General features: G+C 57.7%; 15 protein-coding genes and 3 pseudogenes. 9 read left to right on the forward strand and 9 right to left on the reverse strand.

What is annotated here, in order from left to right:
- Positions 1-72: 72 nt before the first annotated feature.
- Positions 73-597, forward strand: a complete 525-nt coding sequence (locus ITX55_RS16880; protein ID WP_146035835.1) for a hypothetical protein — start codon at positions 73-75, stop codon at positions 595-597.
- A 3-nt stretch (positions 598-600) separates the two neighbouring features.
- Positions 601-1,353: a hypothetical protein gene (locus ITX55_RS16885; RefSeq protein WP_033643567.1), complete on the forward strand. Its 753-nt coding sequence runs from the start codon at positions 601-603 to the stop codon at positions 1,351-1,353.
- 218 nt (positions 1,354-1,571) lie between these two features.
- Here ITX55_RS16885 and sbmC read toward each other — a convergent pair whose 3' ends face one another.
- Together sbmC and kynA are read right to left on the reverse strand one after the other, a co-directional pair.
- Positions 1,572-2,039, reverse strand: coding sequence for a DNA gyrase inhibitor SbmC (sbmC, locus tag ITX55_RS16890; RefSeq protein WP_108681006.1), 468 nt, complete (start codon positions 2,037-2,039; stop codon positions 1,572-1,574).
- Positions 2,040-2,061: 22 nt separating this feature from the next.
- Positions 2,062-2,904 carry a tryptophan 2,3-dioxygenase gene (kynA, locus tag ITX55_RS16895; protein ID WP_033643569.1) on the reverse strand — a complete coding sequence of 281 codons (843 nt, stop codon included), beginning with the start codon at positions 2,902-2,904 and terminating at the stop codon, positions 2,062-2,064.
- Between the two features lie 294 nt (positions 2,905-3,198).
- On the opposite strand from kynA, the gene ITX55_RS16900 reads away from it, so the two are divergent.
- The 4 genes from ITX55_RS16900 to ITX55_RS16915 all read left to right on the forward strand — a co-directional run bounded on the left by ITX55_RS16900 (position 3,199) and on the right by ITX55_RS16915 (position 6,990).
- Complete coding sequence (locus ITX55_RS16900; RefSeq protein WP_108681008.1) at positions 3,199-4,236, forward strand: LacI family DNA-binding transcriptional regulator; 1,038 nt, start codon at positions 3,199-3,201, stop codon at positions 4,234-4,236.
- Positions 4,237-4,505: 269 nt separating this feature from the next.
- Entirely contained in the window at positions 4,506-5,741 is a 1,236-nt protein-coding gene (locus tag ITX55_RS16905) for an MFS transporter (protein ID WP_232092545.1), read from the forward strand.
- Positions 5,742-5,762: 21 nt separating this feature from the next.
- Positions 5,763-6,527: an SDR family NAD(P)-dependent oxidoreductase gene (locus tag ITX55_RS16910; protein WP_042784898.1), complete on the forward strand. Its 765-nt coding sequence runs from the start codon at positions 5,763-5,765 to the stop codon at positions 6,525-6,527.
- Positions 6,528-6,573: 46 nt separating this feature from the next.
- A complete protein-coding gene (locus tag ITX55_RS16915) occupies positions 6,574-6,990 on the forward strand; it encodes an RbsD/FucU domain-containing protein (RefSeq protein WP_108681010.1) in 417 nt (138 codons plus the stop codon).
- Positions 6,991-7,042: 52 nt separating this feature from the next.
- On the opposite strand, the gene ITX55_RS24170 is transcribed toward ITX55_RS16915, so the two are convergent.
- Complete coding sequence (locus ITX55_RS24170) at positions 7,043-8,392, reverse strand: colicin-like pore-forming protein (RefSeq protein WP_033643573.1); 1,350 nt, start codon at positions 8,390-8,392, stop codon at positions 7,043-7,045.
- Between the two features lie 305 nt (positions 8,393-8,697).
- Between ITX55_RS24170 and ITX55_RS16925 the strand changes: the two genes are divergently transcribed.
- Positions 8,698-9,777 (forward strand): pyruvate dehydrogenase (lipoamide), encoded by a 1,080-nt coding sequence (locus tag ITX55_RS16925; protein WP_072627414.1) that lies wholly within the window; start codon positions 8,698-8,700, stop codon positions 9,775-9,777.
- Here the strand turns inward: ITX55_RS16925 and ITX55_RS16930 are convergent, their stop codons facing one another.
- Entirely contained in the window at positions 9,778-10,215 is a 438-nt protein-coding gene (locus ITX55_RS16930) for a MarR family winged helix-turn-helix transcriptional regulator (protein WP_033643576.1), read from the reverse strand.
- Between the two features lie 154 nt (positions 10,216-10,369).
- On the opposite strand from ITX55_RS16930, the gene aceE reads away from it, so the two are divergent.
- Positions 10,370-13,039 carry a pyruvate dehydrogenase (acetyl-transferring), homodimeric type gene (aceE, locus tag ITX55_RS16935; protein WP_223085228.1) on the forward strand — a complete coding sequence of 890 codons (2,670 nt, stop codon included), beginning with the start codon at positions 10,370-10,372 and terminating at the stop codon, positions 13,037-13,039.
- Between the two features lie 32 nt (positions 13,040-13,071).
- Here aceE and umuC read toward each other — a convergent pair whose 3' ends face one another.
- The 3 genes and pseudogenes from umuC to ITX55_RS24220 all read right to left on the reverse strand — a co-directional run.
- Positions 13,072-14,388: a translesion error-prone DNA polymerase V subunit UmuC gene (gene umuC, locus ITX55_RS16940; protein WP_033643578.1), complete on the reverse strand. Its 1,317-nt coding sequence runs from the start codon at positions 14,386-14,388 to the stop codon at positions 13,072-13,074.
- A gap of 2 nt (positions 14,389-14,390) precedes the next feature.
- Complete coding sequence (gene umuD, locus ITX55_RS16945; protein WP_047574693.1) at positions 14,391-14,825, reverse strand: translesion error-prone DNA polymerase V autoproteolytic subunit; 435 nt, start codon at positions 14,823-14,825, stop codon at positions 14,391-14,393.
- 188 nt (positions 14,826-15,013) lie between these two features.
- A pseudogene (locus tag ITX55_RS24220) lies at positions 15,014-15,193 on the reverse strand (hypothetical protein); the annotation flags it as partial.
- Positions 15,194-15,214: 21 nt separating this feature from the next.
- Here ITX55_RS24220 and ITX55_RS24095 point away from each other — a divergent pair.
- Positions 15,215-15,448: pseudogene (locus tag ITX55_RS24095) on the forward strand (resolvase); the annotation flags it as partial.
- A 58-nt stretch (positions 15,449-15,506) separates the two neighbouring features.
- Here the strand turns inward: ITX55_RS24095 and ITX55_RS16950 are convergent.
- Positions 15,507-15,878, reverse strand: a complete 372-nt coding sequence (locus ITX55_RS16950) for a hypothetical protein (protein WP_126502249.1) — start codon at positions 15,876-15,878, stop codon at positions 15,507-15,509.
- A 75-nt stretch (positions 15,879-15,953) separates the two neighbouring features.
- Positions 15,954-16,166: pseudogene (locus tag ITX55_RS16955) on the reverse strand (resolvase); the annotation flags it as partial.
- Between the last annotated feature and the right edge of the window lie 33 nt (positions 16,167-16,199).

Genomic DNA, 16,199 nt, shown 5'->3' on the forward strand with positions numbered 1-16,199 from the left:
GCATCTATCACGCAAAATGCTCAATCGACAACAAAACCCGGCAGAATTGATAATCGGGTTGTTGAATCGGTCATGGCCTCTGAAGGGAGTGCTGGAGAACAAGGTGGGCGCCGTGAGTTATACGGATTCAGAAAAGGAAATGGCAATGCTTATGACAAAATCCTTGCTGCTCGTAACCAATACGGCCAAGGCAGCGCTGAAGAGTTTGAGGAAGTATCCAAAGCAATGAGCGCATCAGCGAAGTCTGCAGGTGCACTGAACTTTTCTGATCCAGGAAAACAAGGGGCAATAACTTCATTGGCACATATGCGTGGCTCATCTGGCGCACAAGCGATCCTGAACTCCATGGAGTCCGGACGAATAGTTAAGGCTGATACCTTAACGTCGGAGGCAATAGCCAAAATTGAAAGTATGTCGGCGGAAAGCTTTCAGGATAATTTACTTAAAGCTCGGGTAGAATACGATAGAGCAATATATGGAGATACCATCACGACGCAGGGTGGTAAACAGTACAACTGGTGGGCACGTTATGGTAATGGCCTTCAAAAGCGGTATGCCCGGGAAGCAGAAGAATTTTTAAAATTATCAAACGAGTGATTTATGTTCAAAAAAATCTTATTACCTACATTGTTTGCTGCTTCTTTGCTTTGCTCCATTGAATCCACATCAGCGATAGACCTGTTACAATATAACAAAACCAACACAGTAAGCGGGCTGGTCAACGATAAAGCGGTCACTGACAATCTTAAAAGCATACTGGGTCAAGACTATGAAAAGTACATCAACAACTTTGATGTGTTCGGTGAACCTCATTCAACCCCAGGTGGTGGGTTATTTGTTGAAGGGTGGCTAAAAGATCTTTATCTGGAAAATGCCTCTGCTCTGGTCATCAATCCCGATGGGAAAATTTATGCCGCCTGGGTTGTACCTGATTCTGATATCATAAATTACAAATCATCTGATAAAGATTCCCCTATTAATAATGATATTCTGCATTGGGCTGCACGCTTCAAAGACATGCATTTTTCCTCAGACAGCAAAAGAAATAAGGTGAGGACTGAGGAAGAATACTTTGACACACAGTCATTCTCTATCAAGCTCATGACTGTTTGCATCAGTAAAGGAAACTGTAATGATGCTACTTATTATGGAGAGCGTAAAAAAGATGGTGCTGCTGTAACTTTGCAGGGAAAAGTGACACGTGCTGATTGCAATACAGCCCCATGCCCAATAATCAGTTATGAGTTTAAAAATGCATCGACGACCTACATGCTCAGTAAAATTGATAACACACTGACAGTTATAAAGAACGGTAAGATATTAATGAATCAAAAAGGAACTTGGGGGAAATAGCCACCACAACCGCCACCGAGTGATTCCAAGGCACTTGATTCCAAGGCGCTAAAGTGAGACTTGGCCTATCTACCTACACCGTATAGATATCAAACGGCCTATACGTCAGTGCGAGTGACACTCCCTCCTCTTGTCACCGCTCCTAAACCGAACAGGAATGACAATCACAGGCTGAATCGATATCCCCTATCGATTCAGCCTTCTTTATCATTTCCCCTTCACCACTTTTTCACCGTCTGGTAAATCTCGAGGTCGAAATAGCCGTCGGCCTCGCAATCGTTGAGATAGTGTTCGTAGCTCACCCCCTCAACCGGCTGATAGCCGCTGGCCGGCAGCAGCTTCTGGTAGAACTCGCCCCACACCCGCTCGAAATCGCCATCGCTGATGCGTACGCGGTAAACCGCGTACTGCCCAGCGGGCAGCGTCTGCACGGTCACGCCCGCGCTGCCCGTCGGCAGCGCGAAATCGTCCGCCACGCTCATCACCACGTCGGCGCGCAGCTTTTCCGGCGCCACTTCTGCCGGATCGTCCCAGTACAACACCAGCCATTTGCCGAACGGCACGTCGTGGCGCTGCCGCCATGCCAGCAGTTGCTGCGAACCCTGCGGGATGGTCTGCGGATACGGCCCCACCACTCTTACCCCCACCACCTTCTCCGCCGCCTTATCGATAATCCTCACGCTCATCGCCCTTCCCCCTCTCAGTGTCTCAGGCACCGATTTCGGTACGCACGTCCAGCAGTTCGGGGAAAAAGGTCAGGTCCAACGCCTTTTTCAGGAAGCTGACGCCGCTGGAACCGCCGGTGCCCGACTTAAAGCCGATGATCCGCTCCACCGTTTTCATATGGCGGAAACGCCACAGATGGAAACTCTCTTCGATATCCACCAGCTTCTCCGCCATTTCATACGCTTCCCAATAGGTCTGCGGGTTGTCGTAGATCACTTTGAACGCCGGCAGCAGATCCGGGTTGCGCTGATAGGGCTGCGTCCAGTCGCGCTTGAGGCACTCCTGCGGGATCGGCAAACCGTGGCGCGCCAGGTACAGCAAGTATTCGTCGTACAGGCTCGGCGCTTCGAGGATCGCCTTCAGCGCCGCGTGTTTTTCCGCATCGCTGCTGAACACCGCCAGCATGGCGGCGTTCTTGTTGCCGAGCAGAAACTCGATTGACCGGTATTGATGCGACTGGAAGCCCGACGAACTGCCCAACACATCGCGAAACTCGACGTATTCCGACGGCGTCAGCGTTTCCAGCACCGCCCACTGTTCGAACAGCAGCCGCTGGATCTGTTTGACGCGCGCGAGAATTTTAAAACAGTGGCTGAGTTTGTCCTGCTGCACCAGCCGCAGCGCGGCCTGTAGCTCGTGCAGCATCAGCTTCATCCACAGTTCGGAGGTTTGGTGCTGTATCACGAACAGCATTTCATCATGATGCGGCGGATTGGAGAGCGGGTGCTGGCAGTCCAGCAGTTGGTCCAGGCACAGGTAGTCGCCATAGCTCATGCGTTTGGAAAAATCGGTGACAATCGCGCTTTCTAATTCCCGTTTGTTCATCTGTGATCTCCGTTGCGCCCAGCGCCCCATCGGCCTGGAACGTGCCGCAAAGAGAAAACAATAGTACAGAACCCGCCGCCCCGAAGGGCGATAAACGAGAGATGCTTCGCAGATCTCACTCATCCGCGTCACCCCATGGCCGCCGCCCTTTGCTGTTTAGTAAACAACCAGCCCTGCGCCTGACGACTCTCACAAATGCGCAATCCCGTGCGGGTTTCGCCCCGGTTGCGGCTTGCCTGCGCCCGCCTTCCCTTATAGATTGCAGGCTAACGGCAGGCAGCAAGGGATCGGCAAATGGCAAATATTCGTGATGTCGCGCGGTTGGCCGGCGTGTCCATCAGCAGCGTGTCGAACCTGCTGAATAATCGCAGCCACCAGATGAGTGCACAGACCCGTCAGCGCATCGAACAGGCGATGGACACCCTGGGCTATCGTCCGGCGCGCACCGCAGTGAACCTCGCGCCACAGGCGAAGATCATCGGCCTGCTGCTGCCGTCGATCGTTAACCCGAGTTTTTCGGCGCTGGCGCACGCCGTCGACAGCGCGGCGCGCGCTCACCGCTACCGCGTCTTGCTCGGCAACGCCTACCGGCAGGAACAGGAGGAAGCCGCGTTTATCGACGATATGTTTCTGCATGGCGTGCGCGGCATCATCGTGGCGGCGAGCGACATCCGCCAGACCCATTTTGTCCGGGCGGCCGAGCGAGGCATGAAGATCGTCAGCTATGACAGCCCGTTCGCCGAGCCGATGGCCGCCGACAGCCGGTTGTTCGACAGCGTGTCGATGGACAATCTCGCCGCCGGGCGTCTGGCCGCGCAGCACCTGCTCGAACGCGGCTGCCGACATATCGTGTTCGCCACCGAAGCGGCGCTGACCGTGGGGCGCAGCCACAAGATCGACGGTTTTCTGAGTGCGCTGGGGCACAACTTGAGCGAACGCCAACGGGTGATCGAAGGCAAAGCCACCAGCGCCTACGGCGACACGGAGATGTTCGAATTGGGCCTGACGCTGGCATCCCGCATCCTCGAGCTGACGCCGCGCCCGGACGGCATCGTGGCGATTAACGATGCGCTGGGCATCGGGCTGATGGTGGGGCTGCGCGCCGCCGGCGTCCAGGTGCCAGCAGAGATTTCGGTGGTCGGCATCGACAATATCGCGCTTGCCGGCCTGGCCGAACCGGGGTTGACGTCGATCGGCCCGCCGCTGGCCGAGATGGCGCAGCTGATGGTCGAACGCCTGATCGGCCGCATCAACAATGATTCACAACCGCCCGGCGAGTTTCTCTTCCCGCCGACGGTCATCAGCCGGCGTTCCGTCAAAACCGCCGGTTAATACGGTAAAAACGGCTTACCCAGGCGATGCGCAGATAGCATCGTCCGGCTCGCCGCAGCCAAAATCAGAAAAAACAGCGTCGTCGCAATAAATAAACGGCGCGACGCTTTATGCACGCAACGTCGTTATTCAGCACGCCGCTCATGACTTTGGGCTGGGCCGCTATTATTCCGATTAACCACATGGGAAAAACCATGATGAAAAAAACAATGCCAAAGGATATTGAACGCAGCGCCATCAGGAAATTGACGCTGCATATTGTCCCCCTCATGATCTTGTTGTATTTCCTGGCCTTTCTCGACCGCAACAATATGGCCTACGCCGCCAAAGCGTTGGAAGATAATCTGGGATTGACCGCCTCGGCTTTCGGCTTCGCTTCCGGAATTTTCTTTATCGGCTATTTCCTGTTTGAAATACCCAGCAACGCCGGCACCATTAAATTCGGCCCGCGCATCTGGTTCGCCAGAATATTAATTTCCTGGGGCATCTTCGCGACCCTGCTCGGTTTTGTGCGCACGCCGCTGGAGCTGTATATTTGCCGTTTTATGCTGGGCGTGTGCGAGGCCGGTTTCTTTCCCTCGGTGGTGTATTACTTCACGGTCTTCTTCCCGGAAAAATACCGCACCAAAATTCTCGGCATGTTCATCATCGTCCAGCCGCTGTCCAACGCGGTCGGCTCGCCGATTTCCGGCTTTATTCTCAATATTCAGCATGACTGGTTCGGCTTCGCCCCCTGGCAGCTGCTGTTCATCCTCGAAGGGCTGCCGCCGATCGTCATCGGCCTGCTGATCCCCTTCCTGATCAAGAATTCGCCCAAGGACGTCGGTTATCTGAACGTGGAGGAAAAAGCCTGGCTGATGAGCAACGCCGGCCGCTCCAAATCCGGCTCAAAAATCACGCTGGGCGACTTCCTCAAGGGCATTAAAAACAGAAAGTACCTGCTCTACGCGCTGCTCAACTTCGGCATGGTATGCGGCATTTACGGCTTCGGCACCTGGCTGCCGTCGATCATCAGCGCCATTTCCGGCAGCGATATCTTTCGCGTCAGCCTGCTGGCGCTCATTCCCTACGGCCTGGCCGCGCTGCTGGTGTATCCGTGGAGCCTGTGGGCCAGCAAAACCAAAAAGCTCGGCGTGTTCGCCGGCCTCAGCATGGTGCTTGCCGCCATCGGCCTGATGGGCGCGGTGACGTTTTTTAAATACGACCCGTTCGTCGCGCTGTCGTTCCTGTGCATTGCCGCCATCGGCATCTACACCGCCGTGCCGCCATTCTTATCCATGCCCGCCAATATCTCCACCGGCGCGGCCGCGGCCGCCGGGCTGGCGGTGGTGAGCTGCATCGGCAATATCGGCGGTTTCGTCGCCCCCTATGCGGTGGGCGTGCTGAACGATCTGACCGGCAGCAGCGCGCCGGGGCTGTTTTTCCTGGCCTCGTGCCTGCTGGCGACCGGTTTGATCTGCATTTTCTACTGCGCCAAACAGCGTGAAGGCGTCATCAATTCTTAACGAACCAATAAGGAGTCAATCATGGGCGATCTTGCGGGCAAAAAGGTCTTTATCACCGGGGCGGAACAGGGCATCGGCCGCGCCACCGCAGAGCGGCTGATCAAGGCCGGGTGCGACATCTATTTTCACTACCACAGCGACGAAAGCGGCCCCAAGGCGCTGGTGGCGCTGGCCCATTCACTCGGACAAAAGGCCGCCTACGGCTACGCCGATCTCATCGACACCGACGAAACGCTGCGCTGCGTCTCGGCCGGCGCCGAGTTTCTCGGCGGCATCGATATTCTGATCAATAACGTCGGCGGCATCGTCGGGCGCAAATGGCTGGGCGAGATCGATCGCGCCTTCTGGCAAACCGTGATCGACGTAAACATGACCACCATGCTGAACGTGACCCAGAGCGCGCTGCCGCACCTGAAGGCGGCGCCGAACGGCGCCAGCATCATCAACCTGGCCTCGCTGGCCGGCCGCGCCGGCGGGCACGCCGGCTCGCTGGTCTATTCCGCCACCAAGGGCGCGGTGCTCACCTGGACGCGCTCGCTGGCGGCGGAGCTGGGCGAGCACGGCATCCGGGTGAACGCGGTGGCGCCCGGCCTGATCCTCGGCACCCGCTTTCATAATCGCCATACCACCCAGGCATCGGCGGAGGAAACCGTTCGCGCCATCCCGCTGGGCCGCGCAGGCACGCCGGACGACGTGGCCCGCGCCATCGCTTTCCTGGCGGCGGAATACGACGGCTTCATCTCCGGCGCCACTCTCGACATCAACGGCGGCATCTTCCGCATGTAGTTCAGCTGGGGACGGCACGGCCGCCCCCCTATTCAGGAATCGCTTTATGATCAAATCCGCCATCACTCACCCGCCGCTGCTCGCCGCGCTGGCGCAATGCGGGCATAAAACCCAGGTGCTGATCGCCGACGGCAATTACGCCTGCGTGACGCACGCGCCGAAAGACGCCACCGTGGTCTATCTGAACCTGGCGCCCGGCACGCTCGCCGCCCCGCCAATCCTGGAAAAACTGCTGGCCTGCATCAACGTGGAAAGCGCGGCGCTGATGGCCTGCCCGCCGGACTTCACCAACACTATCGAAGCCGAATACCGGCAACTGCTGCCAAAACATTGCCCGATCGAGCACCTGCCGCGCGAGGCGTTTTACGCCGCGGTCAAATCGGATCGGACGCTGCTGGTGATCGCCTCCGGCGAACGGCGCCGCTTCGCCAATCTGCTGCTGACGGTGGCGCCGGTGGTGTGAAAGAGGTAGAGGGTGTGAGGGATAAAATGAGGGGGCTAGCCCCCTCATGCCGTTACAGGTCAGCGACCCACTTCTCCAGCTCCCCCGCACGTTCCGCATCGATATAGCTGGTGGCCCAGCCAAACAGGTAAGCGAAGGCGAAAATGCCCACCGTCGACGACACCAGCGTCGGCGCGAAAAACGCGGCGATAGCGGAAAGCGTATACCCTGCGCCGATCGACAACCCGAGCGCTTCGAGCTGGTTGCGGAACGCTTTCCAGTTGCCGGTTGAGAAACCTTCAATCGCGGCGTTTACCAGATCCGCGCCCTTGATCGCCCAGTCCACCCCGGTGAAGACCTTGCCCAATACCCGCGCATTGCGGGCATACTGTTCCGCATCGATCATTTTCAGCCAGGCGACAATCGCCGCTTTGTCCTGCGCCTTGAGCTTTTTGTTCAGGCCCTTCGTCAATTGCTCGTAGGTTTTCTCCGCATCTTGCACGTTGCGGATATATTTTCCTTGAATTCCCGCCTCCAAATCCTTGGCGAGTTTGGCGTATTTCGCGCCGATCTTTTCCGCGATATCTTTATTGATACCTGCGGCCAGGCTGACGCCATCCTTGATGGCTTTTAATTCCGCATTTTGATATTCGACGAATTCCTTAACGATCGTTTTTACCGAGCCGGGTGATTTTACCGGCTTGCCGTTGGCATATTTCACCTCCATGGCATTCAGGTTATCCCCTCTCACCACGGCGATAAACGCGGGTCGGTTCTTATTGGCCTTATAGTAGAGGTTGTAGGTCGCCACTCCGTCTTGCTTTTCCACCTTCAAATGATGAAAACCGTAGTAACTCCCGGTGGTGCGGGTCGTCGAGAATTCGCCGGTTTTGCCGTTGCCATGCCAGCCGCTGACGGGCCGATCGCGATGCGAGTCTGTCACGAAACTGCCTAACGAAGAGGCGCCGATCTGCCCGGCATTCAGGCCATTGTTGCCGCCTTTGCCAGGGGGTGAGGGTTTGCGCGCATGGCCGGTTTCGATATCCCCGATCGCCACTGTCCCCCCCTTGGCGTTGACCCCCATCACCAGCCCCCCCAGGCCAATGTGCTTCGCCTGATCGGCCGTCAAACCGGTGGCGGAAAGGCTCAGCGTGCCGGATGGGCTGACGCTTTCAATATGCAATTTCGCATCCGGGTTAATTCTGCGCGCCGCCTTAATCACCGCCTCCAGCTTCATGCGCAGCGCCGGATCGTTTTGGATCGCCGCTATCTGTTGCTGTTCCGGGCTGTTGCCAACGCCGGCGCCGCCGCGATCGCGATCGCCGGAATGGCCTTTATCGCCGCCCCCCGGCTCAGGGCCCGTACCGCGTTCAGAACTCCAGTTAGTCCCATCTCCTTTACCACCATAATTAAATCCAGGCATATGCTTTCATCCTTATTTCGTTTTATTTTTAAGATGCCGATATTCTCGTTTAACGCGGATTGACACGCGCATTATCCCTATCGGCAAACCGTTTTTAGCTGCCCGTCATTTATAAAAAACCGCAGAAATAAGGACAACGGATGGCGGCTGTCTGGTCGGTGAAACAAATAGGATCGCGTCGGCATAACCTGAATATATCGCCGCGGGTCACGCCTGGATGGCTGCGACCTGTTCAGAAGTCATTGGCACACGCCATGAATTGCAATTACAATCATCGCACTTGCAACTTAAAGGGAATGCTCCGCATGTCGCCTCAACGTATAACAATGCCTGCCGCCTCCGCCAGGACCAGAACCCTGGCCGAAGCCTGTATCCGCAAGATGGCCTCCGTCAGCCAGAACGCCGGCGCGGCGCTTCCCTCTTCCACCGCCTGGACGGCGGAAGCCTTGAGCGAACTAAACGCCAGTGGCAACATCTGGCTCATCGACGGCAGAAGGCGCGCCGAACCGCCGAGCTCCCGCTACGCCACCGCCTGGCCGCTCTGGTTTGGCCATCAATCAGAACGTTATGAGAAACCGTTGTTTTACGTCGTCAACACCCCTTCGGTAGACATGCTCCGCGGGCTTGAGCCGGAAACCAATCGCAAGGGGATTTTCATCAGCGATGCGGATACCGGCAGTACCGACTTGCCGAAAGGCGTGCAGGCCTGGTTCCCGCTCCAGCTCACCGCCATGCCGGACTGGCTGCCTTTCGATCCGGCCAATGCCCGGGAAACCGGCGCGATACTCCATCACGCCCTGCACGCGCTCTATCTGGAGGGAACGAGAAAGATGGTGTATCTCGCGACCAACGCAGACAATGATGCCCCCGCTTCCGGTGAGCCGTTTGTCGCAGAGCAGGCGTTCAAGGGGATGTATCGTGTCGCGGCGGCGGCGGACTCGCCGTTGCAGGTTCGCCTGTGCGGCGCAGGCAGAGCGCTCGCCCGCGTTCAGCAGGCGGTTGAGGTGTTGAAAAATTGGGGCATCGCGGCCGAAATCTGGAGCTGCCCCAGCTACACGCGGTTGGCGCAGGATGCCGAACTCGCCGACATGCAGCGCCAGGACAGCGGCGGCGAATGCCATCTGAAAACGTGTCTGGGCGCCGGGAATGCCCCCGTCGTCGCCGTCACCGACTATTCGCATCTGCTCGCCAACCAGCTCAAGCGGTTCATTCCCGCACGCTTTGCCGCGGTGGGTTCGGATTCTCGCACCCGGGGCGAAATTCACTATCCGCAGGCGGAATGGATTGCGCTATGCGCCCTCAAACTGCTGGCCGACGAGCAGAAAATTCCCTCGACGCTGATCGCCGATGCGCTGCGCGTTCTGCACATCACGCCCGATGCCTGATCACGCTCTGGCCAGCTGCATCGCGTTGTCCAACGCATCGGAGAAGCGTGCGATCTCTTCTTCGCTGAACTGATTGAGAAAGTGGGTTTTGACCACCGCGCGGTAGATCTCCCACATTTTTTTCCGCAGGGCCTTGCCTTCCTCGGTGATGGTGGCGAAGGAGGCCCGACGGTCGTCATCCGAACGAAAACGCGTGACCAGCCGCTCTTTTTCCAGGCGATCCATCAGGCGGGTCAGGTTATAACGCTCAATCACCAACACGTCCGCCAGTTCATGCATGCGACGCGTGCCGTTTTCCCCGCTTTCCAATCCCCATAACACGTCATACCAGGCGTACGCCGGCAGCCCCGCCTCCGACAATTGCGTTTCTATCTTTTTGATGATTGCCCGGTGCGCGCGCACGAAGGAGAACCACAGGTCGGGTTGTTTATCTGTCATGTCAGTTTTCTCGTCAAAAGCGGTGAGTTGCAATTGCAATTGTAAAGGGATAGAGTGGCTTTCGCCATTATTGCATTTGCAACTCTTGCATATGCAATTCAATAAATTCCTGTATCGCTCAGCGCCTTATCAGGTAAGTACATTTGGAGCTTTTATGAACCAACCCGCGGTAAAAGCAGATCTTGACCCACAAGAGACGGCTGAATGGCTTGAGGCATTTGAAGGTGTCGCCGACATCGACGGCCGTGAACGCGCGCATTTTTTGTTGGAAAGAATGGCCGAAGCCGATCAGCGAAAACACGGCGATTTCTTCAGCATGGTCACCACGCCGTACGTGAATACGATCCCGGTCTATAAGCAGCCGACGTATCCCGGCGATCTGGCCGCGGAAGCGCGCATCAATGCGTTTATTCGCTGGAACGCCATGGCGATGGTGCTGCGCGCCGGCAAACATTCCAACGTCGGCGGACACATCGCCACCTACCAGTCGGCCGCGGTGCTTTACGACGTGGGATTCACGCACTTTTTCCGCGGACGCACCGATGAGTTTGCCGGTGACATGGTGTATATCCAGGGTCACTCCGCCCCCGGCATTTACGGCCGCGCCTATCTCGAAGGCCGCATCGACGAGGAGCAGCTCGACAACTTTCGCCGCGAATCCGCGCGCCGCGGCCTTTCTTCCTATCCGCACCCCAGGCTGATGCCGGATTTCTGGCAATATCCCACCGTTTCGATGGGGCTGGGGCCGCTGACCGCCGCCTATCAGGCACGCTATATGCGCTATCTGGAATACCGCGGGTTGAAACCGCATCAGGGGAGAAAGGTGTGGGCGTTTCTCGGCGACGGCGAGATGGATCAACCGGAATCGCTGGCGGCAATTGCGCTGGGCGGGCGAGAAAAGCTCGATAACCTGATCTTCGTCGTGAACTGCAATCTGCAGCGGCTGGATGGTCCCGTGCGCGGCAACGGCAAGATCATTCAGGAACTGGAAGGCACCTTCAAAGCCGCCGGCTGGCAGGTGATCAAGGTGATCTGGGGCAGCGGCTGGGACAAACTCCTGCAAAAAGATCGCTCCGGGCTGCTGATGCAGCGCATGATGGAGTGCGTCGACGGCGATTACCAGACCTTCAAGTCGCAAAGCGGCGCCTATGTGCGGGAGCATTTCTTCGGCAAGTACCCGGAGTTGCTCGCGCTGGTCGCCGATCTGAGCGACGATGAGATCTGGGCGCTGCACCGCGGCGGCCACGATCCGCAAAAGGTGTACGCCGCCTACCATCAGGCGATGCATACCCCGGGCAGGCCGACGGTGGTATTGGCCAAAACGGTCAAAGGGTTCGGCATGGGAGAAGCCGGTGAAGGGCAGAACATCAACCATCAGCTGAAAAAAATGAGCCAGGATGCGGTGAAAGCCTTCCGCGATCGTTTGGGGCTGACGCTCCCCGATGCGCAGCTGGAAGCGATCCCTTATCTGAAGCCCGAGCCCGACAGCGCGGCGGCGAAGTACATCACCGCGACGCGCACCGCGCTGGGCGGCTACATCCCCGCCCGCTTCGGCCAATCCGCCCCGCTGGCGATACCGGCGTTATCGCGCTTCGACAGTCTCCTTAAGGGCAGCGGCGAGCGCAACATGTCAACCACCATGGCCTTCGTCAATATCCTCGGCGCGCTGCTCAAAGACCCCAACATCGGCAAACTGATCGTGCCCATCGTGCCGGACGAGTCGCGCACGTTCGGCATGGAAGGCCTGTTCCGCCAGATTGGCATCCATTCCTGGCTCGGCCAGCTGTATACCCCGCAGGATGCCGGGCAGCTCAGCTACTATAAAGAGGCCAAAGACGGCCAGATTTTGCAGGAAGGCATCAACGAATCCGGCGCGATATCGACCTGGATCGCCGCCGGCACCGCCTACAGCAACCACGATGTCGCGACGATCCCGTTCTATATCTTCTACTCCATGTTCGGGCTGCAACGGGTGGGCGATCTCGCCTGGGCGGCGGCCGACGCGCGCACCAAGGGTTTCCTGCTCGGCGCCACCTCCGGCAGAACCACCCTGATGGGCGAAGGCTTGCAGCATGACGACGGCCACAGCCACGTGCTGTCTTCCGTGATCCCCAGCTGCGTCTCCTACGATCCGACCTATGCCTATGAACTCGCAGTGATCGTTCAGAGCGGCATGCGCAGGATGTTCGTTGAGCAAGAGGATATTTACTACTACATCACCTTGCTCAATGAGGGATACCCGCAGCCGCCGATGCCGGCGGGCGTAGAGGACGGGATTATCCAGGGGGCGTATTTGCTCAAACAGAGCGCAGCGACAACCCAAGAGAGCCCGCGCGCTCAGCTGGTCGCCAGCGGCGCCATCATGCGCGAGGCGCTGGCGGCGGCGGAGCTGTTGGCCGTGGACTTTGGCGTCGCCAGCGATATCTGGAGCGCCACCAGCCTGAGCGAGCTGCGCCGCAACGGCATGGCGGCCGAACGCTGGAACCTGCTGCATCCGGAAGATCCGCCGAAAGTCCCTTATATACAAAGCCTGCTGGCGGCGCATCCCGGCCCGGTGGTGGTAGCGACGGACTATATGAAGATCGTCGGCGATCAGATCAAACCGTTCTTGCCCGACCGCACCTTTATCGCCTTGGGCACCGACGGCTTTGGCCGCTCGGACACCCGCGAGGCGCTGCGTGAGTTCTTCGAGGTCAACCGCCATTTCATCGCGCTCGCCGCGTTGAAACTGCTGGCAGACGAAGGCCGTATCGCCCGCAGCGAGGTCAACCGCGCCATGGCGCTGTACGGCATCGCCCCCAATAAGCCGGATCCGCTGCGGTGAAGTAACACTCAGCCTACCCACGCCGCCGGTTGTCACCCGCGGCGTTTTTCTTCCTTCGATTCGGCAGCGCGCGGCGCCCGCTCCCCCAGCCGCACCACGGGAATGTCCGCCAGCCGGGTGGTGTAGGCCGGCGACAGCATGTCGCGCTTCATTTGCCACGGTTTGACGATCCCCTGCCCGGCGAACCATACGCGCCCGCGCCCTTCCTGATTCAGGCGATCGAGGGTCGCCATCAGGCGCTCGCTGTTGCGGCGCGGCGGGCAGTCGTCGAACAGGTCGATCTGTGCCATGGCGGCGGCGCTGAAATCCCCCAGCATCACGCCGCCCTTCAGATAACGCCGCCCCTCCTGCCAAATGCTCTCCAGCGCGCGCACCGCCATGGCGATGATGTCGCGGCTGTCGTTACTCGGGGTTTGCAGCCGGGCGGTGCCCATATTGCTGTAATACCCTTCACCCGCCGAATGCGGGCTGGTTTTGATAAACACCGACACGTTGCGGCAATAGCGCTTTTCCTGTCGCAGTTTTTCGGCGGCGCGTTCGGCATAGCTGCAGATCGCCTCGCGCATGTGCGGGTAGTGCGTCAACCGCTGGCCGAACGAACGGGAACAGATGATCTGCTCTTTGGCGGCCGCCTCATCTTCCCACTGCAGGCACGATTCGCCGCGCAGCTCACGTATCGTGCGCTCCAGCACCACGCTGAAGGTTTTACGCGCCAGCCGGGTATCGCAGTCCGCCAGCTGCAGCGCGGTGTGAATGCCCATCGCCTGCAGCTGGCGCGTCAGGCGGCGGCCCACGCCCCACACTTCTTCCACCGGAAGCAACGCCAGCAGTTTGCGCTGGCGCGCCGGATCGGATAAATCCACCACGCCGCCGGTGCCGCGCCATTTCTTGGCCGCGAAGTTGGCCAGCTTGGCCAGCGTTTTGCTCGGCGCAATGCCAACCCCGACCGTCAAATGCAGCTCGCGCCGGATGCGATCGCGCACCCGCTGGCCGAACGGTTCCAGCGCCTCGCAGCGCGCCACGCCGTCCAGCCGCAGAAAGGCTTCGTCCAGTGAATAGATCTCCACCGCCGGCGCCATCTCCTCCAGCGTGTCCATCACCCGGCGGGACATATCGGCGTACAGCGCGTAGTTGGAGGAGAACACCGCGACGTTGCGACGGCGCATCTCCTCTTTGATCTTGAAATAAGGCGCGCCCATCGGCACGCCCAGCGCCTTCGCCTCGGCGCTGCGGGCGATCACGCAGCCGTCGTTGTTGGACAACACAATCACCGGCCGCCCCCGCAGGTCGGGCCGGAAAATGGTCTCGCAGGAAGCGTAGAAGCTGTTGACGTCTACCAGGGCGAACATGGTTACAGCGCCGCGTAGACGATAAAGGTCACCACGCCGAAAATCTCCAGCTGCGCTTCGTCGTCGAACACGATGGGCGCGTAGGCGGGATTCATCGGCAACAGCCGCACGTCGGGGTGGCGCTGCAGCTTTTTGACGGTGAATTCACCGTCCACCGCAGCGATCACGATATTGCCGTGCTCCGGCGTCAGGGCGCTGTCGACAATCAACAGATCGCCATCCTGAATATTGCCGTCGATCATCGACTCGCCGCTGGCGCGCACGAAGTAGGTGGCGTTGGGGTGCCGCACCAGCAGCTTGCCGATGTCCAGCCGGCCTTCGACATAGTCCTGCGCCGGGGAAGGAAAGCCGCAGGCCACGCGATCGGCAAACAGCGGTAACGTTAGGGGTTCACCTGGTGAAAAAGCATACAACCTTGAATTGCTCAGCATAATCATAACCAAACTGTATATTTATACAGTTAAGCATAAACAAAACGCGAACGCGTGCAACCCCCAATCCCCCTGCGGATCGCGCTTTCCCGCGTAATATAATAATTTTCTGAGCGATTTTTCCTGCAGCTTTTGGCGTTCTTCACGTGTGTTTGCACACATGATATCCACCAAAACTGTGGATAATGCGGCACTCAGACCGTTGGCGTATCGATGGGCAGGATGAGTGAGGGATTGTCATTGCGAACGGCGCCGACGGCGGGCGATACCGGTTGCCAGACGAAATCCTCTGCCTGCAGGCTGTACACGTCAGCCTGCATTTGACCAGAGGGCGGGACTAAGCGGGAGTCGAGCCAGTCGCGCGCGGCCGTCGGTCTCTGCTGCGTACAGCGCCGCAAAGAACAGCGGCAGGCCTTGCCTCAGCAAGAGCCCACGGGAGGAACGGCGGACGGCCTTACAAAATGACGCCAATAAAATTGCGACTGGCAATGGCATCAATGGGACGGCCAGAGACGAAAGTCAGTACGTTATGCCAGGAGCTTGGGATAACCCGACAAACGCTGTACCGCCACATTTCCCCTGATGGTCCACTGCGAGCTGACGGTATAAAGCTGCTCAACCGGGGATAATTTTAGCGGACGGAAAAATCTGGGGTTCCGGCGTAGAACCCCGAATAAGGAATAATCCTTAATTCATTTCAGGATTATTAATTCCATCTAAAACCTCTCGGCAATATTCTTTTTTATAGGCTTCATCATTACTTAATGACTTAACCAAAAAATCAGCATTTTTCCAACCATTATCCCAATGCGTATCGAATCCTGACTGTTCATACTTTAATGTTCTAGTTAATGAGTCTTTTATTTGTTTTTTATATTTATCAATTTTCTCATTGGTTGCCCCACAAACATCATGTGCAACACGAGCATTTGAGCCAGAAAAACCTATTGCTGAAATTGCCATCGCTTCATTTGATTTGTCGAAATCATTCGCATATGCCACAGCATTAGATAAAGCGAATATGACAAGAGCAGGTATGATTTTTTTGTATGAAATCATCTTTCACCTCTAACTCATTGATTGTTCATGGGGTCAGTTTGGATATCGAAAATTATTGTACATTAAGGCTGCTTTTTAATCAGTCTCAACTTCTTTATAGAAGGCCTGAATGCGACAAACTTGGGAAGTACTGTAGCCTGTCGCGTCTGCTGTTTCTCGGATGCTCAGTTTCTTAATCTGTCGGTAGTACAGGACTTTCTGATGTCGTTCCTGATCTGCCTGCTTTCCCCGGTATCTACCCAACGTATGCGCCCGTTCAATTCCCTGCTTTTGCCGTTGGCGGCGACTTGATCGTTCCGTCCGCGCGCCACAGCAGCAGGC

Origin of the sequence: Serratia sp. EWG9 (assembly GCF_019913725.1) — a bacterium.
GTDB classification, from domain to species: domain Bacteria; phylum Pseudomonadota; class Gammaproteobacteria; order Enterobacterales; family Enterobacteriaceae; genus Serratia; species Serratia ureilytica.